The organism is Nostoc sp. DedQUE08 (assembly GCF_034530895.1).
GTDB lineage: Bacteria > Cyanobacteriota > Cyanobacteriia > Cyanobacteriales > Nostocaceae > Nostoc.
This window is the reverse complement of the sequence record NZ_JAVRCD010000015.1, coordinates 112,937-137,233: the sequence shown is the minus strand read 5'-3', so window position 1 is coordinate 137,233 and position 24,297 is coordinate 112,937. Positions and strand designations below refer to the sequence as shown.

General features: G+C 41.8%; 23 protein-coding genes. 14 read left to right on the top strand and 9 right to left on the bottom strand.

Features of this window, described 5'->3' with window-relative positions; genetic code table 11:
- Positions 1-23: 23 nt before the first annotated feature.
- A complete protein-coding gene (locus tag RMY64_RS12970) occupies positions 24-476 on the top strand; it encodes a resolvase (RefSeq protein ID WP_322671733.1) in 453 nt (150 codons plus the stop codon).
- Positions 477-555: 79 nt separating this feature from the next.
- On the opposite strand, the gene RMY64_RS12965 is transcribed toward RMY64_RS12970, so the two are convergent.
- Entirely contained in the window at positions 556-819 is a 264-nt protein-coding gene (locus RMY64_RS12965; RefSeq protein ID WP_069070640.1) for a DUF3146 family protein, read from the bottom strand.
- A gap of 900 nt (positions 820-1,719) precedes the next feature.
- Here RMY64_RS12965 and RMY64_RS12960 point away from each other — a divergent pair.
- From RMY64_RS12960 to RMY64_RS12940, 5 genes are all read left to right on the top strand, one after another.
- The gene (locus RMY64_RS12960; RefSeq protein ID WP_104908368.1) at positions 1,720-1,920 is read left to right on the top strand and encodes a heavy-metal-associated domain-containing protein; all 201 of its coding nucleotides are present in this window, start codon (positions 1,720-1,722) and stop codon (positions 1,918-1,920) included.
- A 587-nt stretch (positions 1,921-2,507) separates the two neighbouring features.
- Positions 2,508-3,374, top strand: coding sequence for an aldo/keto reductase (locus RMY64_RS12955; RefSeq protein ID WP_322700224.1), 867 nt, complete (start codon positions 2,508-2,510; stop codon positions 3,372-3,374).
- 171 nt (positions 3,375-3,545) lie between these two features.
- Positions 3,546-4,085 (top strand): GNAT family N-acetyltransferase, encoded by a 540-nt coding sequence (locus tag RMY64_RS12950; protein ID WP_322671735.1) that lies wholly within the window; start codon positions 3,546-3,548, stop codon positions 4,083-4,085.
- Positions 4,086-4,168: 83 nt separating this feature from the next.
- Positions 4,169-4,333: a hypothetical protein gene (locus RMY64_RS12945; protein ID WP_322671736.1), complete on the top strand. Its 165-nt coding sequence runs from the start codon at positions 4,169-4,171 to the stop codon at positions 4,331-4,333.
- Between the two features lie 142 nt (positions 4,334-4,475).
- Complete coding sequence (locus RMY64_RS12940) at positions 4,476-4,967, top strand: hypothetical protein (protein ID WP_322671737.1); 492 nt, start codon at positions 4,476-4,478, stop codon at positions 4,965-4,967.
- Positions 4,968-5,011: 44 nt separating this feature from the next.
- Here the strand turns inward: RMY64_RS12940 and RMY64_RS12935 are convergent, their stop codons facing one another.
- Positions 5,012-5,710 carry a Crp/Fnr family transcriptional regulator gene (locus RMY64_RS12935; protein WP_322671738.1) on the bottom strand — a complete coding sequence of 233 codons (699 nt, stop codon included), beginning with the start codon at positions 5,708-5,710 and terminating at the stop codon, positions 5,012-5,014.
- A 2-nt stretch (positions 5,711-5,712) separates the two neighbouring features.
- Positions 5,713-7,116 carry an amidase gene (locus tag RMY64_RS12930; RefSeq protein WP_322671739.1) on the bottom strand — a complete coding sequence of 468 codons (1,404 nt, stop codon included), beginning with the start codon at positions 7,114-7,116 and terminating at the stop codon, positions 5,713-5,715.
- A 205-nt stretch (positions 7,117-7,321) separates the two neighbouring features.
- Here RMY64_RS12930 and RMY64_RS12925 point away from each other — a divergent pair, with 205 nt between their 5' ends.
- Positions 7,322-8,800, top strand: coding sequence for a hypothetical protein (locus tag RMY64_RS12925; RefSeq protein ID WP_322700223.1), 1,479 nt, complete (start codon positions 7,322-7,324; stop codon positions 8,798-8,800).
- A gap of 348 nt (positions 8,801-9,148) precedes the next feature.
- Here RMY64_RS12925 and map read toward each other — a convergent pair whose 3' ends face one another.
- The 5 genes from map to RMY64_RS12900 all read right to left on the bottom strand — a co-directional run bounded on the left by map (position 9,149) and on the right by RMY64_RS12900 (position 14,866).
- Entirely contained in the window at positions 9,149-9,976 is an 828-nt protein-coding gene (gene map, locus RMY64_RS12920) for a type I methionyl aminopeptidase (RefSeq protein WP_292785339.1), read from the bottom strand.
- A gap of 220 nt (positions 9,977-10,196) precedes the next feature.
- Positions 10,197-10,721 (bottom strand): plastocyanin/azurin family copper-binding protein, encoded by a 525-nt coding sequence (locus RMY64_RS12915; protein ID WP_322671742.1) that lies wholly within the window; start codon positions 10,719-10,721, stop codon positions 10,197-10,199.
- 103 nt (positions 10,722-10,824) lie between these two features.
- Positions 10,825-13,686: a pitrilysin family protein gene (locus tag RMY64_RS12910; protein ID WP_322671743.1), complete on the bottom strand. Its 2,862-nt coding sequence runs from the start codon at positions 13,684-13,686 to the stop codon at positions 10,825-10,827.
- A 142-nt stretch (positions 13,687-13,828) separates the two neighbouring features.
- Entirely contained in the window at positions 13,829-14,275 is a 447-nt protein-coding gene (locus tag RMY64_RS12905) for a VOC family protein (RefSeq protein ID WP_322671744.1), read from the bottom strand.
- Between the two features lie 78 nt (positions 14,276-14,353).
- Positions 14,354-14,866 carry a TIGR02652 family protein gene (locus tag RMY64_RS12900; RefSeq protein ID WP_292868208.1) on the bottom strand — a complete coding sequence of 171 codons (513 nt, stop codon included), beginning with the start codon at positions 14,864-14,866 and terminating at the stop codon, positions 14,354-14,356.
- Between the two features lie 239 nt (positions 14,867-15,105).
- Between RMY64_RS12900 and RMY64_RS12895 the strand changes: the two genes are divergently transcribed.
- The 3 genes from RMY64_RS12895 to RMY64_RS12885 all read left to right on the top strand — a co-directional run bounded on the left by RMY64_RS12895 (position 15,106) and on the right by RMY64_RS12885 (position 17,441).
- Entirely contained in the window at positions 15,106-15,633 is a 528-nt protein-coding gene (locus RMY64_RS12895) for a gamma carbonic anhydrase family protein (RefSeq protein WP_322700222.1), read from the top strand.
- 229 nt (positions 15,634-15,862) lie between these two features.
- Positions 15,863-15,988, top strand: a complete 126-nt coding sequence (locus tag RMY64_RS12890) for a photosystem II protein Y (RefSeq protein ID WP_322671746.1) — start codon at positions 15,863-15,865, stop codon at positions 15,986-15,988.
- A 154-nt stretch (positions 15,989-16,142) separates the two neighbouring features.
- Positions 16,143-17,441 carry a folylpolyglutamate synthase/dihydrofolate synthase family protein gene (locus RMY64_RS12885; protein ID WP_322700221.1) on the top strand — a complete coding sequence of 433 codons (1,299 nt, stop codon included), beginning with the start codon at positions 16,143-16,145 and terminating at the stop codon, positions 17,439-17,441.
- Between the two features lie 29 nt (positions 17,442-17,470).
- On the opposite strand, the gene RMY64_RS12880 is transcribed toward RMY64_RS12885, so the two are convergent.
- Complete coding sequence (locus RMY64_RS12880; RefSeq protein WP_322689189.1) at positions 17,471-18,769, bottom strand: sugar ABC transporter substrate-binding protein; 1,299 nt, start codon at positions 18,767-18,769, stop codon at positions 17,471-17,473.
- 152 nt (positions 18,770-18,921) lie between these two features.
- Between RMY64_RS12880 and RMY64_RS12875 the strand changes: the two genes are divergently transcribed.
- From RMY64_RS12875 to RMY64_RS12860, 4 genes are all read left to right on the top strand, one after another.
- Positions 18,922-20,028 (top strand): type IV pilus biogenesis protein PilM, encoded by a 1,107-nt coding sequence (locus RMY64_RS12875; RefSeq protein ID WP_322671748.1) that lies wholly within the window; start codon positions 18,922-18,924, stop codon positions 20,026-20,028.
- 4 nt (positions 20,029-20,032) lie between these two features.
- On the top strand, positions 20,033-20,809 hold the full coding sequence (locus tag RMY64_RS12870; RefSeq protein ID WP_322671749.1) for a PilN domain-containing protein: 777 nt from the start codon (positions 20,033-20,035) through the stop codon (positions 20,807-20,809).
- Positions 20,806-21,570 (top strand): pilus assembly protein PilO, encoded by a 765-nt coding sequence (locus RMY64_RS12865; protein ID WP_322671750.1) that lies wholly within the window; start codon positions 20,806-20,808, stop codon positions 21,568-21,570. Before RMY64_RS12870 ends, RMY64_RS12865 begins: the two co-directional genes overlap by 4 nt.
- 279 nt (positions 21,571-21,849) lie before the next feature.
- Positions 21,850-24,027, top strand: coding sequence for an AMIN domain-containing protein (locus RMY64_RS12860; RefSeq protein WP_322700220.1), 2,178 nt, complete (start codon positions 21,850-21,852; stop codon positions 24,025-24,027).
- Positions 24,028-24,297: the final 270 nt, after the last annotated feature.

The following is a 24,297-nucleotide window of genomic DNA, read 5'->3' as shown; positions in this document are numbered from 1 at the left end:
ACATTTTTAATTTTTAATTAATTATGAATTTCCGTGAATTTTCACCAACACAACCAGTCATCTTGGGGTTCGATCCAGGTCGAGATAAGTGTGGTTTAGGGGTGATGGGACTGGATCGGCAACTGTATTATCATCAAGTCGTGTTAGCAAAAGAGGCGATCGCTAGCATTGAGACACTGCGCCAAAGGTTTCCGATCTCTTTGATGGTCATGGGCGACCAAACTACAGCCAAACAGTGGAGACAGAGATTATATCAAGAATTGACAGAACCGTTGAGTATTATTTTAGTAGATGAGCGCTACACAACCTTAGAAGCACGCGATCGCTATTGGCAAATGTTCCCGCCCAAAGGGCTAATCAAGCTATTGCCACAGGGTCTACGACAGCCTCCAAGACCCATAGATGACATTGTTGCCATCCTTTTAATCGAAAGATACTTAAATCGCCTCACTGAATCAGCAACCAGCCAATTTTAGATTTTAGACTTCGGCGTGAGCGCTCAGTCGAATACTTTTTTCTTCAATCCAGAATCCAAAATTGAATAACTCCAAACTTTTAAAGTTCCGCCCGAATCGTAAAAGCATAGTCTCCTCCAGGCTCTAGCTGGTAATCTTGTTGCTCTAAGAATCGACCCAGAGGTTCTTTGATTAAGGCGCGACCTTGGGAAGGCTTGACGGCAAGTTCTCCCCGACGAAAATGCCACTGGAAATGCCACTCAAACTCACCCGCACTCACTTCACCCTCAAGGAAGCCGTGTTGCCAGGATTGGCGGGTAATTCTGACATGGGCAATGGTTTCTGGCAGACGTTTTGCACTCACAATGCTTTATGTCAAGTGTGGAATAACAGCCGATGATCTAGGCTACTTATTTTATTTACCAAACATATCTCAATTAGACAAACTGACAAAGTGGGTATTTGTAGTTAACTAGGTTGTGTTTATGAGTAAGATGACTTCAGCATCCTGGAGTTGCGCCACCGATAGCGTAAGCAAATTAGGCGTAGCCTCTCCTAGAGAAGCGTTAGCGAGTTTTACTTCGAGGGTCATAGTTCGTCATAGATATTGGAAAATAAATCAAACGAGAAATGCTAATTTTTTCGTTGCTTCTAGCGATCGCATTTCAACTACTGGTACATTTCAGGAATCGTTCCCACTCGCAATGTGAAGCAGTCTCTAGCGTAAATACCCAAATTAAGCAGTGTCTAACACTCGTATCATAATTATGTCGCTGAAAGTTTTTGTTGGGAACCCACAATATATTTATGCCGCAAGATAGCTGTTTTTTGAATCTATATGTACTTCAAATGTTGGGCAAAAGTATCTGAAGCATACAATAAATTAAAAACTACAGATAAAAAGATTTTGTGAATTACGCATAGACTCTTATACGATTGGGTAGTCTTACTAAAATAACTATCTCTAACACCAATGCCTAAAAAAGTAGGGAGAATGTCTTGTGGAGTCCTCATCACAAACTAAAAAAGGCTTTTTAAAAGTTAGTGGTTTCTAAGTGGATTTTCATAAATAACTTTATATATTTTAGCATTTCATTTAGTTTGACTGCTTCAATAGTTTGTCAAAAACGATTTAGGTAGAACTATTAGTTATTACTATTTATGTGATGCTCAATTCCCTAACTCAAGTAAGATGTGCCCTCACTCTCAAAATAGATATTATATTTATTAAATGTAAATTTCAGTTTACGTAATGAGGTAAGTAATGGCAATTAAATTGAAAGTTCCCGATATTAAAGGTGATGAGTGCGCTAAGAAAATAACTAAATCTATTCTGACTATGGAATCTGATGCCAAAGTAGATGTGAACGTTGATACTAAAACCGTAACTGTAGATGCTGCGGCTTCTGAAGAATCAATTAAACAGATGGTTCAATCTGCTGGTTATACTATAGAGGGCTATTAATTAAATTTCTAAATTTCCTAATAAATTTAGAGGAAATAATTTAGCCAGCACAATTACTTAATGATATTTACGTCCGTTTGACGGGCGTAAATGTTAATATATTACTTTACTCGATCGCAACTATTCCTACTCTGATAGCATGGCAAACGGCTATAAATATTGGTAAGTATCAATAATAATTAATTTCACTAAGAGGATGTTTGAAAAGTCATGATTGATGTATTAAATATTTTTTACCCCACCCTAACCCTCCCCTTGTAAAGGGGAGGGAACTGGATTTTTGGTTTACCCCCAATGTATCGGGGGATTAAGGGGGGTAATTTTAATCACAGCCAACCACTTTTCAAACAACCTCTAAGACCCAATCAAAGATGACTTTTAGAAAATGAAATTAAAAATTTCATGTCAATCATCTTTATTAAGTATAAGTTAGAGTAAATCGTCGTTTATCTGTCAAATAATGTGGTATGTCACACATAGCAGAAAGAAGAATTACATTCACTTATCCTCAAGTCTAAGTACTAGGGAGGATTTCTGATGAATAACTAACTGATAGATAATTGGGGCAGAAAGCTATAGCTAAAAGCATGGAAACCAAACAGCTAGGAAAAACTGGTATCTTTGTAAGTGCGATTGGTTTGGGTGGTATGCCGATGTCAATTGCTAATCGTCCTCCTGAATCGGAATCAATCCAAGTTATCCATCGGGCTTTGGATTTGGGTATTACATTTATTGACACAGCCGATTCTTACTGCAAAGATGAGTCAGATAAGCACCACAATGAGCAGCTAATTCACAAAGCACTTAGTAGTTACAAAGGCGATGTTAGCCAAGTGATTGTAGCAACTAAGGGCGGGTTGATGCGTCCCAATGGCAACTGGACAAGCAACGGCAACCCAGAACATTTGCGCCAAACAATTCGAGCCAGTTTTGAGGCTTTGGGCAGTGCTAAACCCATCGATGTTTGGCAATACCATTCTCCCGATCCTAATTACACCATTGAAGAATCTCTTACGCCAGTTAAAGAAGCAGTGGAGGCTGGTTTGATTCGGTTTGTAGGAGTTTCTAACTTTTCCGTTGAACAAATTAAGCGGGCGCGGGATATCGTCGATATTGTTTCGGTGCAAAATCAATACAGCCCTTGGCAGCGACAGCCAGAAAATGACGGCGTATTAGAATATTGCGAACAGCAGGGATTGACCTTTTTACCTTGGAGTCCCTTTGGTGGTAGGCGTCGCCATCAGGATTTGCAAGATATTTCTGCGATCGCTAAATTAGCTAAAGAAAAAGGCGTGTCGGTGTATAATATCGTTTTGGCGTGGTTGCGTTCCAAGTCGCCTATTATTTTGCCTATTCCTGGTGCTAGCAAGGTTTCCAGCATTGAAGACTCAACACGTGCTATCAACGTGAAATTATCTGACGAAGAAGTGCAAAAAATCGATCGGGCAACTTAATTATTCGGCGTTACTAATTCAATCTATGAATCTGCGTGTAAAGACGTTGCTATGTAACGTTTTTACAAAGATTTTGAAATCATGCAAAAGCATTTTCCTACCTGAATTCAGTAACGCCAATCATTCCACTGGCTAATATAAATATGGTAGAAATTGCCTATCAAAAAAGACATGATATTAGAAACACACCGCTTGCTAATGCGTGACTTTGTAGAGGCAGATTGGCAGGCGGTTTTTGCCTATCAATCCGATCCTTTGTACTTGCGTTATAACTACTGGACACAACGCACACAGAACGATGTTTGCGAGTTTATCCAGATGTTTATCAATCAGCAAAAAGAGCAACCTCGGACTAAGTTTCAGTTAGCTGTTGTCCTCAAAGAAGAAAATCGGCTAATTGGCAATTGTGGTATTCGTGTAAATGACCCAGAAATGCGGGAAGCAAATATCGGCTATGAACTAAATACTCAATATTGGGGACAAGGTTATGCAACGGAAGCAGCACAGGCAATTTTAAAGTTTGGCTTTGAAGAATTGAGAATGCATCGTATCTGGTCTTGGTGTGTTTCAGAAAATGTTGCTTCTGTAAAGGTATTAGAAAAAATTCGTATGCGTCGTGAAGGTCATCTGCGGGAAAAAGAGTTAATCAAAGGCAGATGGTACGACAACTTTCTTTACGCGATCCTTGAGCATGAGTGGCAAGCGAATTAATATCGCTTCTATGAGCTACCTCAGAGACAATATCATAAATTACTGAGAAATTGAGGATAAGACAAGTTCAGAGGGTCGCACAGATGATCAACCCTATCCTCTATTTTCAAACAGCTACAGAACACGAAGCATTAGCAGCAGCGGGTAAAAAGTATCTGCATTCTCGTAGACGAATAGCTACAGAGAAATTATCTCAGCGGGCAAACTTTCAGCCTGGAAGATTATCAGCTTTTATTTACAGTTCATAATCCGAAAATCTTATGAATTGGTGTTTTTGTCTTGATATCTACTAATCTGATGCTTGAAAAATTGAAGAAAACCTGACATTTTTGCTCACCCTCTCAGAGAAAGTCACAGCGAAAACTTAATTAATTTTGGAGTCTAAAAAAAATGCGATCGCTACTTTTAACTTTTGCTCAAAATTTGAACTTTTCTGAAACTCAGTTGGAAGAAATACTATCACAACCTTTAACTGAAGTTCTCAATTCACCTGGATTGCAACAAGAATTAAACAGCTTAGATACCAGTTTACTTAAGGAAACTTTACCCACCGCCGGAGGAGTTTTAGCTAAGGAATTACCACCTTTTTACAACTGGTTAAAAAATGAGTTGGGAGTCAAACGGGTTCCTGATAGTCCCGATCACACTACAAGATGGGTAATTGGTTTTGTCCATAATCAAGAAAGTTTAACTCATTTAGTTGAGTTGCACCGTCCAGTACCTCGTCTGGCTTTAGAAGCTTCTATTCCCCGCTTGGTAGGGTTGTTTGAAGGTGTCGAAGATGCGCAAGTTAGGCAGGAATGGCAAAAAGCGATCGCAGCTCTATGTCTAGTTTTAGTTGTGGCTGCACGCGAACAAGATAGAGCAGCTGTAGCAGTCTGAATTGCTGTCTCCCGCGTGTAGTGGCGCACATCTGTGCGCCACTACTAATCTATATCTCCAGATGCGATCGCATCTAATTTCTCAGTATCAAGTATAGTAATTGTCCCACCACGATGATAAACAATTACTGACTTGAGACTTTTAATTAATCGCACGCATTCTTCGTAAGTAATGCCGCTACTTCGAGCCATCCGATAATAAGATAATTTAACTTTTAAACACTCGCCTTGTGAAGTAGATTCAGTTCCCGATTCAGCAGCAAAATATTGAATTAATCTCGCAAGGCGAACAATCGCTCTTTCAGAAACTAATCCGTGGACTGTTTGATGTAATTGCTGAATCCGACTGTTAAAAACCATCAGCATTCGTAAGGCAATTTCAGGATTTTCGCCAATAGCTTTTAATAAAGCATCTCGCTCTACAGTGAGGATTTCACAATCAGATTCAGCAGTGACAGTTGCCGGAGAAATTCCATTTCCCAACAAAGCAGGAGCCGCAAAAATTTCCCCAGCAGCTAACGCACGGAGAATTGTTTCTTTCCCCGTTGTTGCTGTTTTAGTAACTTGAATCGATCCATTGACAACAGCGTAGAGTTTTGCTGGTAAACGATCGCCTTCATGGAGAATAATCTCTCCTTTGCGATAGCCTTGTACCTGAGTGTAAGCTTGTAAACCGATCTTCTCTGCCGTTTTTAAACCCGCAAACACGATAATTTGTGAAAGTTGTTCCAGGGACGCTTGCACGATCAGCCTGATATTGCCCAGGCTGGACGATGATGAATCCAAGGATTAGCCGCTTCTAATTGTGCTGCTAGGCTGATGATTGTGGCTTCAGCGGCAGGTTTACCAATTAGCTGTACACTGATGGGTAAACCTTGATTATCAAAGCCGACAGGAATTGCGATCGCAGGTTGTCCAGTTGCATTCGCAGGCGGACAAGGAGCAACCCACTCAATAATATTTTGGAATGTTTCTTCTGGACTGAGCGAAGCCCATTCCCCAACGCGGATAGGTGAATGTAGATAAACTGGCAATACCAGCACATCCACGGTATCGAAAAACGCCACAATTTGACGTGCTACTATCTGCATTTGAGAAACTGCTTGCAAGTATTCTCCAACGGAACCTGTACGTGCAAATAGCCAGCGATTTAATGGCTGCAAAGCTTCAGCAGGAAGTCCCGATGCGGCTACCCCAGCTTGCCAAACGATTTGAAATGGTTCAACTAAACTACTAAAATCTGGGGATTTTTGTTCAACGTGGTGGCCGAGTTGTTCTAACAACTGGACTGTTTCGCGGACACCTTGCTGACAGTTAACGTCAGCTTCTCCCAAAGGAGAAATGCTAGTGTCAAAGGCAATTCGCAAAGCACCGAGTTTTGTCTGAGTGGCGGCGAGAAATGATGGTTCGGGATCTGGCAACCAGTAAGGATCGCCTGTCATGTAACCAGATATGGCATCCAAAAGGGCAGCAGCATCAGCAACAGTGCGGGCGATCGGCCCGTTGACGGCAATTCCAGCGAGGCGTTCGCCTACGGGTGCTTTACTCACTCTGCCTCTGGATGGTTTAAGTCCCACTAAACCACAACAAGCCGCAGGCCCGCGAATTGAACCACCGCCATCAGAACCTTGAGCGATCGCACACAGTCCCGCCGCTACCGCCGCCGCCGCGCCACCACTGGAACCGCCAGGGGTGTATTCTAAATTCCACGGATTTCTGGCTGGGGGAAAACCCATAGGTTCGCTGTAGGGAAAAGAACCTAATTCGGAAGTGGCTGTTTTACCAAGAATAGTAAATCCAGCTTGCTTAATCCGCGTTACAACCCCATCATCATAGTTAGGGATATTGTTCAGTAATGCCGGATTTCCATAAGTACAGGTAACACCTGCTACAGCATTGAGGTCTTTAATGGAAATCGGTACGCCAAAAAATGGCGGTAGTTCTGAGGTAGTTGTTAATAATTCTGTTTTGGCCTTGGCATCTGCGATCGCTAACTCTGCCGTCACCGTAAAATAACTTCCTAATTGGGGATTTAATTGCCCAATCCTTTCTAAATATATTTCTACCAACTCTAGCGGTGATATTTCCCGGCGACGAATTAATTGCGCCAACTCTAGTGCTGGGGTAAATGCTAAATCAACTTCATTCATAGGTTAGTGAATGGGTAATTTTGTCTTTCTCTGGGATTTTTAAACTGAAATTGTTACTTTAGCAGGATTTCCGGGAACTATAAATTTTATAGCTCCTAAGATTTGTGACTTGTTTAGGATGCTCAGATGCAATAAACGTGGTTGTATTACTCAAGCTATTTTAATTGTTCTGCATAAACTTTCGACAAATCCCCAAGGGGTATTTATGGCTAACCTAGAAATACTTGTTAGTAAATTGCCAACACTAATTCAAAATTTAAAACTGACTATTGGTGATTCTAATCAAATTATGGAACAAATTATCTTAATCAATAATGCTCAGGAACAGCTACGGAGTATTAAAAAAATAATCGCTCAGGAATTGAGATTCGAGCGCACTAAGAATTCTGCGATCGCTACACTTCCTCCATTGAGCGCAGCAGCTACTTTATTTATACCTAATTTGGGATTAGTCGATCCAGCGATCGCAGAAAAGTTTGGAAACTCAGAAACTAAAATTTCATTAACTGATTTACAATCAAAAATTGATGATTGGATTGAATGGGGTTATTTTTTACAAGCGATAGCTGCTGATATTCTTAGCGACATTCAATTAGTAAATCAACTAAATTCTGATATTCTTAATTTAAGTATATCGAATGAATTTCAAACATTTGATAGCAGCTTACAAATTGATTTATCCTTGGCTAAATCTAATATTTTAAGACATCAAATTGAAAAAATTGGCGATTCTAAAACACAACTTTTACAGTTACAGCAAAAATTAAATTATATTTTTGATACTATTAAAAATAGTCGTAGCTTATTAAATATTTTATTAGGTGTCTCAGCTTTTTATGGTAAATCTGGTTTCGCTTTAGAGTGGTTAGACGATGACCACGAATTAATTATATCGAGTGAGGGAAAATTTCAAGAATTGACAGATATTCTCAATGATTGTGATTCTTTCCAAGAACAAATTGCTGCTTTAATTATTAGGGGTAATACTTTAACTCAACAGGGAGAACAAGCCCTGAAAAACATTGAACAGGAAAGTAGTAGAGAAGCAACCAGTAGCCAGGAAGTAGGAATATTAACAAAGTTTTCAACACCAAAAATAATACGTTCAGCTTTGATTATCGCTTCAAGTTTATTAATCTTAACTTTTGGTGGTTTGAAAATTAGAGAACAAAGTCTAAGTTTAACTCAAGAAGGAAGTGCGATCGTCACAGACGATGACTCCGCCATCGCCAACTTTAAATCTGCTCAAAAACTTGGTATGAAGGCTGCTTCTCTAGTTCAAAAGCCACCGCATACTCTAAAAGTCTGGCAAGAAGCAGAAACTAAATGGTATCATGCAATAATTTTATTAGATAACATTCCTGCTAAAACATCAGTTTATGACCGGGCAAAGAAGAAATTAGCTTACTATCAAATTAACTATAAATCTATTAGTCAAAGAGTACTAATTGAAAAGAAAGCTGTAGGAAACTTAGAATTAGCCCACAAGCTAGCAACAGAAGCTAATTTATTTGTTAAAAATTCACCTCATTCACAACTAAGTCGGCAGCAAGCACAAAATAAATGGCGGCAAGCAATTAATTTGTTAGAAGCTATTCCAGAAAGTACGTCTGTCTTTGTGCAAGCTAAAGAGATGCTTTCTATTTACAAAACTAATTATGCAGGGACTAATCAGCAGTCCTAAGAGGATGTTTGAAAAGTTTTCTTCTCGGTAACAAAACGTTCTAGATCCCCCTAAATCCCCCGATAAATTGGGGGACTTTGATTCCGGTTCCCCCCTTTTTAAGGGGAGCCAGCGCGGTCTTGGGGGTTTCCCCCATGAGCGACTGGCGTGGGCTAGGGGGGATCGGTTAGTGCCTAAAATCACAGCCAACCACTTTTCAAACAACCTCTAAATCATTTATGAAAAATTAGATAGAATTGCTATAGCAGTTATTGAATATTTTACAAATTTGGTTAAACAAATAAAGAGATAAATCGCCCTCTTTTGACGCTTTACCTCTCTCAACAACAGATAATTACAACTAAACAATTACACCTTAGAACGGTCAGTTAAAATCTCATAACCAGTCTCCGTTACCAAAACTGTATGCTCAAACTGAGCCGACAAAGAATTATCCATAGTGACTGCTGTCCAACGGTCAGATAATGTTCGTGTGTGTCTGGAACCCGCGTTTAAAATTGGCTCAATTGCCAGCGTCATCCCCGCTCGGAGTTTAACATTTGGCATCTCACGAGTACGATAGTTGAATACTGAAGGTTCTTCATGCAGGTTACGACCGACACCGTGTCCAGTAAATTCTTCAACTATACTAAAGCCGTTAGATTTCACATGATCTTCAATTGCTCCAGCTAAGTCAAGTAGGTATACACCAGCCTTTACTTGTTCAATGCCTTTATATAAAGCTTCTTCTGCTACGCGAATTAATTTAGCAGCTTCTTGCGTCACTTCACCGACAGCAATTGAAATGCAAGAATCACCATGAAAGCCTTGGTAATAAGCACCCGTATCTACTTTTAATACATCCCCGACGCGAATCACTTTTTTGGGGCTAGGAATGCCATGTACTGCTTCATTATTAATACTGGAACAGATAGAACCCGGAAAACCGTGATATCCTTTAAAACTCGGTGTTGCACCCATTTCGCGGATGCGTTTTTCTGCATAAGCATCCAAATCAGCTGTTGTCATTCCTGGCTTTACTAGCTCGGAAATTTCTTTGAGGACAGTTGCGACAATTGCCGATGATTGCCGCATGATTTCTATTTCACGCGGCGATTTAATTTCAATTCCTCGGCGCTGTTTTTTCGCAGGTGCAGGCTGAGTCGCTTGAGAAAGTAAGTTACTGAAAATGTTCATGGGAAATTAATAATTACTGGTGGCTGTGACGCTGAAGTATGAATGCTTTCTCTAGATTAATTGAGAAATAATATCTATAATTTAACACTATGGGAGTTAGTACAGTTTAGTCTAAAATTGTGGTGAATTGAGGTTTCAAATTTAAACGCAAAGGGGCGCAAAGTTAAGCGCAAAGGTACGCAGAGAATTTCATGAAATGTTGTATTTATCTCAATTATTTTTAATTTTTGATGGCAATTTCTCCAATCATACCCGCTTCTGTATGTCCTGGTATTGTACAACGTAAGCCATAAGTACCAGATTTCAAGGGCACAAATACCCATTCGGCTTCAGCACTGGGTTTGAGTTCCAGTTCGTGAATGGCTCCTTTGATTTCTACTTTGCCTGCTTCAACTTTTTGTGTCCAGATGCCATCGGCAAAATCTTTAGCAGTAAAATAGTGTTTCAGTTGGCTGGGATTATTAAGCCGTAGTTGATAACGTTTACCAACCTCAAATTCCAAATGATTTGGCTCAAATTTGAGGTCGTTAGCCGCATTACCCAAGCTAACTGTAATTTCTGTGGCTGGTTGCTTGAGCAAATCAAAAGACTTATTCGCCGCCATTGCTGGAGTAGCAGCGATGAAATTTAGAGCTAGAAGTAACGTTAATATCACGTAGTTACACCGTAATATTTGTACCCAAGTATGAATTGTGAAAGTAAGGGATTTAATTACAATTTCGTAAAAATAGTTATAAATTTTCATCACTAATTCTCAAAAGGCAATGCTGATGAGCAATAACAATTAATAGGGAACGGGGAAAACCACTTTACCTATTCTTTATATTATCCATGCTCAGTGCCTATTTCTACCTAATACTTTTCTCTGCTAACACAGATGGCCCAGCAGTAACGACTACGATTTGATCTGGGTGGAGTAACTCACGAGCCGCTTGGTTAACTTGGGCAAGAGTAACTTTCTGGATTTTATCAGTGAAGGAGTGTAATTCTACTTTATCTAGTCCATACACCTCATTCATCAGAATTCTATCTGTTAATTCCTCTGGGTTTGCTAGGGAAACGTTGTAGTTGCTGATAAGGGTGTGTTTAGCTGTTTCAACTTCCAGTGCCGTGACACCTTGTTGATGGATTTGTTGTAGTATTTGGCGGGTACTAGCGATCGCTTTACTGCTATCTTCAGGACTAGTCTGCATCTCAATCAAAAATGTCCCTGCATTCTTAAGAGCTTGGAAGGAGCTATAAATTCCATAGCTCAAACCTTGGCGATCGCGCACTTCTGCACCTAGTCTACTAGATAAGGTATCGCCTCCCAATATCTGGTTTAATACTAAGGCTGCATGAAACCGAGGATCGTAACGGTTAATGCCTGTGTAACCCATATAAGTTACAGCTTGGGTTTTATCTGGTAAAACTGGGTTGACACTGACAATTTTCTGCGGCATTGCCACCGGGGGATATTTTAATGTGGGTGCTTGGCCGCTAACTTCCCAGTCTCCCAACTTATTTTTAATCAGCGATCGCACTTTGTCTAGATCGAAATCTCCCACCAGCGCTAGCACTGTTGTATCTGGGCGATAATGTTTAGCTTTGAAATCAATCACATCCTGGCGCTGAATCTGCTGTAAACTCTCCTCTGTCGGGAAGGTATGTAAGGGGTGTTTTTTCGGATAAATTGACTGAACAAATACTCTTCTGGCTACTTCTGATGGCTCATCTAATTCCTGTTGCAAATCAGTTAAAGTTTGTTGACGATGCAGTTCTAACTCTTTGCTAGGAAAGGTACTATTCTTCACAACATCTGCTAATATCTCTAGGAGTATTGGCAAATCATCTGCTAAACTATCACCTTCAATATGTACACCTTCGCGGTAGGTTTGAAAGTCTAGACTTACCCCTCGTTCTCCTAAGACTTTAGCAATAGTTAAAACATCCTTGCTCTTAGTACCATTTAGCAAATTATCTGCCACAAAAGCAGCCAATCCGGCTTTATTCTCTGGATCGAATTCCGTCCCAGCTTGAATATAACCGCTCAAGGTAACGGTAGGAGTACTCCGATCGGGTAACAGTAATATCCGCAATCCGTTAGTCAATTTAAATTCCTGGGGTAAGACTTGGGCAATCGCATCTGTAGCCAAATCCGCCGACGGTAAGTACTTTATCACCTCAGAAAAAAGCACGGGTACGCCAGGAGAGAAGTTTTCTGTAGTTTGGGCTGAGTCTGGTTTGTCAGCAACTTCTGTTATCCGCTTCTGGGTTGGTTCAAAAAAGCCAACTGTCCGCGCTTCTTTTGTCAGATATTTGTTAATCACAGCAACAACATCCGTCGGCTTCACCAAACGAACAGCTGCCAAATAGCGGTCTGTGTAGCGATAATCACCAACAGTTGTCTCATCAGTGCCCAATCGGATTGCTTGAGAAGTTATATCACGGTTACTCAAAATTACATCTGCTGTTAATTGAGTTTTGGCTCGTTCTACTTCCTCAGATGTCACACCTTTTTCTGCTACATTGGCGATCGCACTACTCAACATTGAGTCAATTTTTTTCAAATCTTGTTTAGCTCCAGCCGTTACCAACAACTCATACCAGCCAGATTCTCGCAAACTGGTAACGGATGCTGTAAGTTCACTAGCTAAACCTGATTCCACCAATGCCTGATAAAGTCTAGAATTCCGTCCTTCTGTCAAGATGTAATCCATCACATCCAGCGCCGGGACATCCGGTTGGTTTGCATCCGGTAACAGATACACAACTTGTAACAGCCGCCCTGCTCCCGGTTCTCGCAATACGATGGGAGTGCTGAGTGAGGTAGATGGGGTAAAAGTATTTTTACTGCTAACTTCTAACTCCTCACTCCTAACTCCTAGCTCCTCACTCCTAACTTTTTTTGGTAATTTACCAAACACTTCTTTAATTGTTTCAAGAGCATTTGCAGTTTGAAAATCTCCAACAATCACTAAGACGGCATTATCGGGACTGTAAAAATTGCGGTAATATTTTTCTACCTGCTCAACTTCAAATTTCTCGACATCAGCTTTGGTGCCACCTACAGGCAACCCATAAGCATGATTGGGAAACACCGCTTGCATAACGGCGCGGTTGAGGCGATATTCTGGACTATTTTCGTAACCCTGTAACTCGGAAATTACTACCCGCTTTTCACTGGCTAATTGCTCCGGCTCAATCTGGGAATTTCGCATTCTGTCTGCTTCCAGCACCAAGAGCGCTTTCAGCTTGTTTCGTTCCACAGTACCGTAATATGCAGTTTGATCGTAGCTGGTGAAAGCATTAGAATCACTACCTAAAGCACTAAACAAACGTCCAAATTGAATTGGACGGTTTTTTGTACCTTTAAACATCATGTGTTCTAGCTGGTGGGCAATGCCATTCACGCCTGGTTCTTCGTTACGCGAGCCAACCTTGTACCACACTTGCACCGTCACCACTGGCGCAGTATGCACTTCCTTTGTCAGGACAGTTAGACCATTCTCTAGTACTGTCTTGCGGACATTTTCTGTCAGTGTTGAGGGCATTATTCTTTTTGCTAGCAAGGTTGACTGATATTTTTCTTTGTTAGTAAATATAACTGGATGTTGGCTATGAGCAGGTCGATCGCTCAACAAAAAAACAGCTACTAGCCATAAACTTAAAAGTAATATCGGCAAGGGATATTTATAAAATTTAGAATAAAATTTGGAAAATCCATACATGTATTTAGCAGATTTATCTGTAAATTAAGTTACATAGTTATTTTTAAGAATGACTACACTCTAATCTGACGAAAAAATCTGTGACTTCAGTAACAATACAGAAAAAAAATATATTAGCAACAAAGCTAATAAAAAAGCTGAATTACGAGAGTTTTGCTAAAATCCGAATGAATTCCAGAGGTAAGCCATCAGTATCGGCGATGAAAGCCACTTCGTAAATGCGATCGCCTATTTGCTGTTGTGTCGGTTCTAAAAGCACCTTCAACGGTTCTAATCCTTCGGTTTGACTCTCAGCCGCCAATAATACACATTCTTGCAAATTTGTCAACCAGCTAGGTAAATCTGGTGTAATCTCTGTTAAATCGAACGAGAGATGATAATACCCTACATAATGTTCGTCAGCAAACGCGTCTGGGGCTGGCTTTGGTTCGGGAATTTGGATCAGTTCAATTCTGCTGCCGCCCAATCCTTCCATCCAGCAAGCTAGGGTGTAGCCTGTGGTAAAGCGTTCTGAGATTGTAAACCCTAGAAGTTCGTAGAAAGCGATCGCTCGATGAATATTCGCAGTCCGAATAGAAGCGTGGTGCATATTAATCCTTAGTCCTTAGTCCTTAGTCATTTGTCCTTTGTTATTCACTAATGACAAATGACTAATGACAAATGACCATTACTCAAACAACCTGAAATAAGGGTAGCGTACAGGGACACCAGGCTCTTTTTCCAAGTCAAAATTAATCACTTCCCAACAGGCATCATCTGAGGTATCAGGGCTAAACTCCACGGGTAAACCGTACAAACGTGCCGCAGTAGCTTCTGGTTGTCCAGAACGCCAAGGCGTGCTGCGTTCTAAGTAGCCACTCATTAATTCCTGATAGCGTCGAGCAATAATCACTCGTGTTGCTCGAAAACCTTGGGTATAGAGCTTGTCTAATGCTTCGTGAATTTCAAAGCGAATACCATCAGGATGAGTATGTTGTCTATACCATTCATTATTCCATCTCCGCCAATGACGCCCCGATTGCAAATGGATTAACTCTCCATTTTTAGGATTAGCTTCAAACGCGCCATGACGCGGACACAGATAGGTATCTGTGAGTGTCAACGCCGGAATAGTCTGGCGACAATGGGGACACTGTATTTCCGGCCCAAACATCGGGTACTGCAAACCTGGATTCATCATGAAGTGCGTACAAACATAGTTTTGTCTTCACCAGCACTAGTGGGTTGGATTATACACTTCGGCTCAACCACTTTGGGTTACTTGCTCGCTGCTGCATAGACACGGTGTTGCAGCAGGAACATTGTTCACTAGTGTTTTCCTCAGCGTAGAGGCTTGACGCTGTGATATCCTGGTTGTGCAACCAGCCTCAAAGGTTGGTGTTTCTCCAGTGTTCCTGGGTACCATATTCATATTCTATCGTGTCTACCGCTTCTTACTGGACATCTCCTGATTTTTCTCAAGCTGCCTTCATTGCGAACAATGCTGTTGTTATGGGTTCGGTAAATATAGCAACAGGAGTGAGCATTTGGTATGGAGCAGTGGTTAGGGGAGATGTAGAACGAATTGAAATTGGCGAATGCACAAATATTCAGGATGGTGCAATTCTACATGGTGACGCTGGTTTTCCAACAATTTTAGAAGATCATGTTACCGTAGGGCATCGCGCTGTAGTACATTCTGCTTACATTGAGCGTGGAAGTTTGATTGGCATTGGCGCAGTGATTTTAGATGGGGTACGAGTGGGCGCTGGTAGCATTATTGGTGCTGGCGCAGTAGTAACTAAAAATGTACCGCCTTTGTCATTAGTTGTCGGTATTCCAGCTAAAGTATTACGGCAAGTAACAGATGTTGAAGCCGCAGAACTGATTGAACACGCTAAACGTTACCAAAAGTTAGCTTTAGTTCATGCTGGTAAGGGTACTGATATTGGTTTTAGCAAGGCTTAGAGAGTAGGGAGTAGGGAGGCAGGGGGCAGGGGAGGCAGGGGAGGCAGGGGAGGCAGGGGAGGCAGGGGGAGAAGAATTAATAACCAATGCCCAATGCCCAATGCCCAATGCCCCATAATTTAAACATTCTTTACATTTGGATTTGGAAAAATTGCCCACTTCAGCTAAAAATAAAAATGAGAGCTGTTGACAAAACTTTAATTTCTACTTAAAAGAGGGGTTCTTAGATATGGATATCGATTTTCGTATAGCGATCGTTTTAGCACCAGTAGTCATTGCTGCTAGTTGGGCAGTGTTTAATATTGGCGCTGCGGCTTTAAGACAATTTCAAGGCTTTTTCGATAGAGAAGCTTAAATTCATTAATGGGGCATGGGGCACGGGGTACTTGTACTGAGTTTCGACTGCGCTCAACTACCGCGAAGCCGAAGTATTGAGCATTGATTATTCATCTTGTCCCCTTGTCCCCTTGTCCCCTTGTCCCCTTGTCTCCACTCCCTACTCCCATTCCTTGGATATCGATTCTGTAATACAACCCCTGCAACGCTTTGGTGTCCATTTGGGACTCGATCGCATTGTCAACCTATTGGCAAATCTCGGCAATCCCCATCACCAAGTCCCGGTAATTCATGTTGCTGGCACTAATGGCAAAGGTTCAGTCTGTGCCTATATTTCCTCAGTACTCACAGAGGCTGGTTATCGTACAGGACGCTACACTTCACCCCATCTAGTTGATTGGACGGAACGTATTTGTCTGAACGAACAGCAAATTTCCTCTGAGGAATTGAGTCAATTATTAGAAAAAGTCCAAGCGGTTATTCGTCATCAGGACGAATCGGCAACTCAGTTTGAAGTAATTACGGCGGCTGCTTGGTTATATTTTGCTCGGCAGCAAGTTGATGTAGCTGTGGTAGAAGTCGGACTGGGAGGGCGCTTAGATGCAACCAATGTCTGCTTGGAACCTTTGGTTACACTCATTACTTCCATTAGCCGGGAACACTGGCAACAACTTGGCCCTACTGTCGCTGACATTGCTGGAGAAAAAGCAGGTATTCTCAAACCTGGATGTCCCGTTGTGGTTGGGCCATTACCACCAGAGGCAGACCAAGTGGTGCGATCGCGCGCCTTAAAATTACAATGTCCAATTTTTACACCTCAACCCGCCCGTGAAATCGCTACAGGATGGGCAGAATATCAAAATATTCAAAATTCAAACTTAATTAAATACCCTTTGCCGTTAGCGGGACAAATTCAGTTAACTAATTCAGCTTTGGCAATAGCTGCTTTAGAAATTCTCCAACAACAGGGTTGGCAGATTTCAGAAGAAGCCATAATTAACGGCATGGCCAAAACTAAATGGCCAGGGCGGATGCAATGGATTACTTGGAACAACCATAAATTATTACTTGATGGCGCTCATAATACCGCCGCCGCTCAAGTTCTTCGCCAATATGTTGATAGCTTAGACTCAGTTAACCATAAGCCCGTCAATTGGATTGTGGGAATGTTTGCCGATAAGGATCATGCTGATATTTTTACCGCATTACTGCGACCAGGCGATCGCCTTTATTTAGTGCCAATACCAGTAGAACCCTGGCCTGGTAGAACTTCTGCGGATCTAGACTACTTATCAAATCTAGCTTACAGCCTCTGTCCCGAATTAAGTGATCGCCAAATCCATCCAGATTTATTCACAGCACTAGCAGCTGCAACCTCAACCGCTACCACAGACGATTTAATCGTTTTGTGTGGTTCCCTTTATTTAATCGGCGACTTTTTAGCAACCACCAATATATTTCATAAATCATAATTACGAATTACGAATTACGAATTACGAATTTACCTCTGATTCCACTCTTGCGCCGCATCTTCTACAGCTTTATCTACAGTTTTCTGCCCTAACATTGCTGCTTGCAAGTTTTCGTAAACTGCCTTTTGCAGTTTATTAAAATCCTTCAATGTCGGGGTCAATATTTCTGCCTTTGGCAGTTCTTGAGCACTCATTACTCGTGCTTTTTCTATTGTTGAAGCATTAGCTGAAACATCTTTAAAGTAACTATCAGACAATGCTTTGATTGTAGAAGGCAGAACATTTGCAGCTTTAGCAAAGGCTAACTGATTTTCGTCATTGGTGACAAATAAAGCAAACTTCACAGCGCCATCTGGTTGTTTGCTATCGCGAGGAATAACTATGTTCATCACCGCGACATTTTTCTTGCCTGTGTCACCAGTGAGTTGAGGTGCTATTTCCGAAGCTTGAGCAATTTTGGGGGCATTATTAGCGATCGTTTTTAGGAACTCTGGCCCAGAAGCTAGAAACGCAGTCTCTCCAGATTGGTATAAATCGATCGCGTGGCGATGTCCTTGAGTTAAAGCCTCTTTAGGAAGCAAACCTTTTTTATACAAGTCTACCCAATACTGAAACGCAGCTTTTCCTTGTGCTGAATTAAACGCCGCTTTACCTTCAGCATCTATGAGAGTGACTCCCATTTGCACGAAAGATTCCAACACTTCACCAGAATCTTGCGGTACGAAAGTTACAAAAAAAGCATATTTCCCCGTCTTGTCTTTAATTTGTTGCGCTGCTTGTGCCAATTCTGCGTAGGTTACGGGGACTTTATTGATACCTGCCTGTTTTAATAAATCAGTGTTATAAATGGTTAACCGTGTGGTGAGATACCAGGGAATCCCAAAACTCTTGCCATTAAGTGTGCTTGCTTTCCAGATATTCGGCAGATAGGAGGAACGTACATCATTCGGGACTTTCGCATCCAAATCTAACCAAGCATTTCGTCCGGCAAGCTGAGAAGCAAAACCCGGATTCAAGTTAACTACATCAGGTGGCGTTTTTGCGGAGACAGCTGTTAATATTTTGTTCTCCATTGCCGCCCAAGGTACATCAACCCAGTTAATCTTTATACCTGGATTTTGCGATTCAAAATTCGCAATTAGGCTTTTGAAGTAGTCGGTAAATTGAGGTTGGAGTTGCATTGTCCAAAACTCAACAGTTCCCGCTCCTGAAGTAGCTTGTTTTGTACTTGTATTAACATTACCTGTACTGCAACTTACAATCCAACTGGTTAATAAGCCAAGCAGTACAAAAGCAACAAGTTGTTTAAATTTTCGCAATTGAATCATTTTCCCAGTATTTTTACGCTTGATCGGTGTGAAAAGCTTAGACAGAATTGTTGAGATTATAGGCTAAATAAATTACCCGTAAAGACGTAATATATAACGCCTTTACCGCAACTAATTTAAATTTTCAATTTAGCAGTCCAGCGGGCACAACTGTGGTAAAAAGCTTCAATAGTCTGTTTGGCAAATCGAAAAAAGGGGTAGGCATTGAACTTGCTCCCGAACGGGTGAATGTAGTTCAGCTACGCAAGCAGGGTCAAGGCTTGAAACTAGAAATCTATACATCGGTAGCAGTTCCAGAAGGGATAGTTACCGATGGTCAAATCAGCGACCCTCCAGCAATGGCGCAATTAATTCAGCAGGCGCTAGCTGAGAGCAAAATCAAAACTTCTCGCGTTGCTACTGGTGTCCCAGGACGAGATTCTATCGTTCGGATTATACCAGTGCCAGCAGAGTTAGACGATAAAGAACTGCGAGAAATGGTGCTAAACCATGAAGCAGGTTTGTATTTACCTTATCCTCGTGAAGAGGCTGATGTAGATTATCAGAAACTTGGGTATTTTGTAGATGAAGATGGCATTGAAAAAGTACACGTACTCTTAGTTGCCACCCGCAAGGAGATCACGGATACCTATATAAGTACCTTCGAGCAGGCAGGATTACAAATTGATGTTTTAGAAATTAACAGTTTTGCTCTAATTCGGACTATTCGCGAACAACTGCGACAATTTGGGCCGCAAGAAGCAGCAGTACTAGTTGATATCGAGTTTGATAGTACAGAAATAGCCATCATCGTTAACGGAGTGCCGCAATTTTCGCGCACAGTCCCCATCGGGACTTATCAAATGCAAACTGCCTTAGCAAGGGCAATGAGCTTACCTACATCACGAGATATGGAACTGTTACACGGAATGGTTATTCCTGCAACTCCCATAGACGGGGGTAAAACTGGCGTTACCGAACTCGATCCTGGCATGGCTGCCATATTGAGAGTCTTGGGAGAACTAACGGATGAACTGCGCCGTTCCATCGATTTTTACCTGAATCAAAGTGAAAATTTGGAGGTAGCGCAGATTTTATTAGCCGGGCCAGGAGGTGGACTTCAACAGCTAGATGAATTTTTTACCCAACGATTGAGTTTGCCAACTACCCAAATAGATCCAATTGGGTCTTTATCTTTGGAAGTTGACACTGATAAATATCCACAGGTACAACGCTCTGGCTTGGCGATCGTACTAGGTCTAGGAATGCGGGAGGTGTAATAAAATGTACAGCCTAGATGTTAACTTTCTTAAAGACCGCCCAGCATACCAGAAAAAGCCAGAGAAACAAGGAGGAATAGCCCTAAAACTTCCTACGGGGGATTTGACACTACTGTATGTAGGAGTTGCAGTAGGTATAGGTCTTCCGGTTTTATTTGGAGTTGGTTGGTGGTTGCTGCAAGGGAAGATTGTTGAATTAGATGGTCAGATTGCACAACTAGATCAAGAAAGCAAGAGGTTAGATACAGAAATAGGAAATATTAACAAAATCAAAGACGAGACAAAGGCAATTAAAGGGGAAACCCAAGCTTTAGTTACTGTATTTGACCAAATTCGACCTTGGTCAGCAATGCTGCAAGATTTGCGCGATCGCATCCCAACGGCAGTGCAAATCGAGAATATCAAGCAAATCCCACCCATTGCAGTAGCGGCAGGTCAGCCACCAAATAATCCCGCAGGGGGATTAGAAATTAACGGATTGGCTCGTTCCTTTAATGATGTCAATGATTTCTTATTGAGTTTACAACAATCTCAGTTTTTGAAGCCCACAGAAACCAGAATTCTGACAGCAGCGTTAGTAGATGCTCCCTTAACATCAAGTGCGAGTCAATCTTCTAATAATGTCGTAATTAAGCCACCTCAAATAGTTAAATACACTATTCAATCGAGCATGAACGACGTTCCAGCGTCGGAATTAATTCGAGAGTTGGAAAAAAAAGGCACAGTGGGGTTAGTAACTCGAATTCGTAATATGCAACAAACAGGAGTCATTTCAAAATGACGCTGAGTGATGATTTAAATTTTTCCGAACAAGGTGGGGAATTCGATCAGGCAACGCCAGCCGCACCCGTAGTATTTGGTATTGCCTTCACACCAAAAATTATTGGGATCTTGGTAGGGGTAGTTGGTTTAGCGGGAGCAGCTTATATATTTTTAAACCTGCTGATGCCAGCTTGGGAAAGCTATCAGCAGCAGCAAGCCAAAAGCTCTGAACTGCAAGCGCAAATTGAGCAAAAAAAAGCCAATATTAAACAGATTGACAAAGTTAAAGACGAACTAGCACAGGCAAAGCAGCAAAAAGTTCAGGTTTTAAGTTTATTTGCTAACGAAAAAACCTTAGATACATTACTGTTGGATTTGAACCGCTTAATTGAGTCTGGCAATAGTGCAACTTCTATTAATGCAGTAAGAGCCAAACTGAAGAGATATGTGCCGATTTCCCAAAAACCAGAACCGATTACCGATGGAAGTCTAGGACTAGGGGTTGACGGCAAGCTGCAACGCAGTACGATCAGCGCTGAGATTACAGCAACTTATGAACAAACACAATCGATAATTCGTAACATTGAGCGGTTACAACCTTTGTTAATAGTTAAAGATTATCAAGCAACTTTGGCTCCAGCAGAGACAAGATCCCCATTAGATAAAACGCCGATGCAGGTAGGCCCAGCAGCGATTAATACATCATTCCAGTTACAGGTATTGATGCCACTTAGTCCAGAGGAAATTGCCGCAGCAGCGAAAGCTGCCCCGAAAAAGTAGTCAAATTAGAGCTAGGACGAATAGAATTCGCGGCTACACAAGCGTAGACAAACCCTTCCCACACACTAAGGAAATAATTGAGGATTTTGAAACTCACTTTCGCCCTTGGTCTTTCCGCAGGGTAGGTGGGCAAAGTCTCGTGTAGTTAAGCCAACGCGATCTTCTTCAAAAAAGAGAGGTTAGCGCCAATGGGAAACCCCATAAGCAATTGGCGTGTGGTTTCTAAGCGCCTACTCAAAATTGTTTGTAAACAAGGTTTTATAAGGTGAGGAATGAACTGTGAAACAGCTTCACGGTAATAGTTTTATTTTAGCTACTGCTGCTTTTGTATTTTTGGCAGCTCAACCAGTTTGGGCACAAATTAGTCAAGTTACTGATGTCCAGTTAAATCCAGTTAATGGTGGAATTAACGTCGCTTTGAAAACTTCTTCCGGATCGCGCCCCCAAGTTTTCACTACAAAAAGAGGCAAGGCTTTAGTCGCTGATGTTATCAACACTCAATTACGATTACCACAAGGTAATAGCTTTCGTCAAGATAACCCAGCACCAGGAATTGCCTCTGTTGAGGTTAGTCAGCTTGATGCTAATAGTATTCGGGTGACGGTAACTGGGAGCAACAATGCACCTGGCAGTCAACCCGTGATGCGATCGCCAAATGGAATTACACTCAGCTTTAGCCCTTCAACAGGCTCTACAGCATCAGTGCCAACGCCAACAGCCCCAACAACCCCAACATCCACAGCACCACCTGTTACAACTCCAGCCCAACCTGGTCAAAATCCAGGTGTTCTCGTTCCTAACCCGGAAGTCACCATTGACGGACAACCTGCACAAGCTGCTGGGCCAGGTCAACCTGTGAGTCAGGCTCCACCGTTCTTACCTCGAGCCGTCGCCCCACCAGTGGGAGATATTGCTATTTCTGCTACTGATGCTTCTCCTAGTACCGTTGACTTAGCAACTCAGGAACGTGTACCTCGTCTAGTACTGCGAGATGCCCCAGTACGTGAGGTTTTATCATTGCTTGCTCGTGCTGCTGGTTTGAACCTGGCTTACGTCGGAGGTGAGCAAGGTGGTGGAGGTCAGCCAGGTGGCGGTGCTAATGCACCAGCAGTTTCTCAAACTATTTCTTTAGACATAGAAAATGAGCCAGTGCAAGATGTATTTAACTACGTTTTGCGCTTGAGTGGTTTAGAAGCTAACCGTAGTGGTCGTACAGTTTTTGTCGGAGCTAAATTACCTAATGCAACGCGTGACATGGTTATGCGTAGTGTGCGACTCAATCAGGTAACGGTGGGAACCGCACTAAATTTTTTGGTTGGCTTAGGAGCAGAAAGTGCCGTCAGCCGCGAACGACAAGTTACCAGTGTTAGTGCAGTAGCCGTGGGTAATACGGCTGCTCCCATCACTCAAACTCAGACGACCACGGAAACCAAACTGGAAACTCAACGCGCTGATTTTAAAGACTCTAGCCCATTACTAAGAGGTTTACAGGCATTAGGAGACGAGCGCACCAATTCCCTAACCTTAATTGGTCCTCCTAGACTAATTGAGATTGCGATGGCTCAACTAACTCAGCTTGATATCCGCCGTCGTCAAGTGGTAGTCAACGTCAAGATTATTGATGTCAACCTCTCGAACATTCAAGACTACAACACTAGCTTTTCTTTTGGGGTTGGTAACAACTACTTTAGCAATGATGGTGGTATCGCCTCTCTGAATTTTGGAGGTAAAAGACCAGCTACTAGTGATGAAGTAAGAACTAGCTTGACTAGTACACCGATCGTGAATGATGTCTTTAGCACTGTTGCAAAGCCAATAACATTTACTAAAAGTCTTCTCGCTAGCTTGCAGGCTCAAGTGACAAATGGCAATGCCAAGATTTTGACCGACCCAACCTTAATTGTGCAAGAAGGTCAGCAGGCTCTGGTGAATCTGACTCAAGAAGTAGTGGGAAATATAACCCTGGAAACAACGGATACTTCTGGTGGTTCTAGAACAGAAAGAACAATTGAGAAACAAAAAGTTGGCTTAACCTTGAGTGTCAAAATTGAGCGGATTGACGATAATGGGTTCGTTTCTTTATCGGTTGCTCCTACTGTCAGCGCTCCTTCCGCCTCAGAAAATACAGGAAATGGACAAATTATTTTAGTGTCTGAGCGCTCTCTTACTTCTGGCTTAATTCGCTTACGAGATGGTCAGACACTAATCCTAAGTGGTATTATTCAAGACCAAGATCGGACAGCTGTCTCCAAAATTCCTATCTTAGGCGATCTTCCGCTGATTGGTTCGTTATTTAGAAGTACAAACCGACAAAACCAGCGTCAAGAGGTGATTGTGTTGCTTACACCTCAGATTATGGATGACTCTGAGAACTCCTCTTACGGCTATAACTACGCCCCTAGCCCAGAGGTGCGGCAAATCCTTGAGCGTCGTGGGTTGAAGGTTCCTGGTAGATAAGGAGCAGGTAAGTTATCTCTGACAAAAACTCAGATCCCCGACTTCTTTAAGAAGTCGGGGATCTTCTTATTCATAAATAGGATTTTAAATGTCATTTTAGAATAAGAATACTCAATCACAATAAAAGTAGTAATACTAGTGGGTGAATACTAATGAGTCCAGAACAAGAGTTATTAACAAAATGGCGTTCTCTTCACAAGACAAACAAGAGGAAGTTTTAAAATGTCCTCAAACTATTTCCGGGGAAAATGTTTTACCTGATTTTGTACT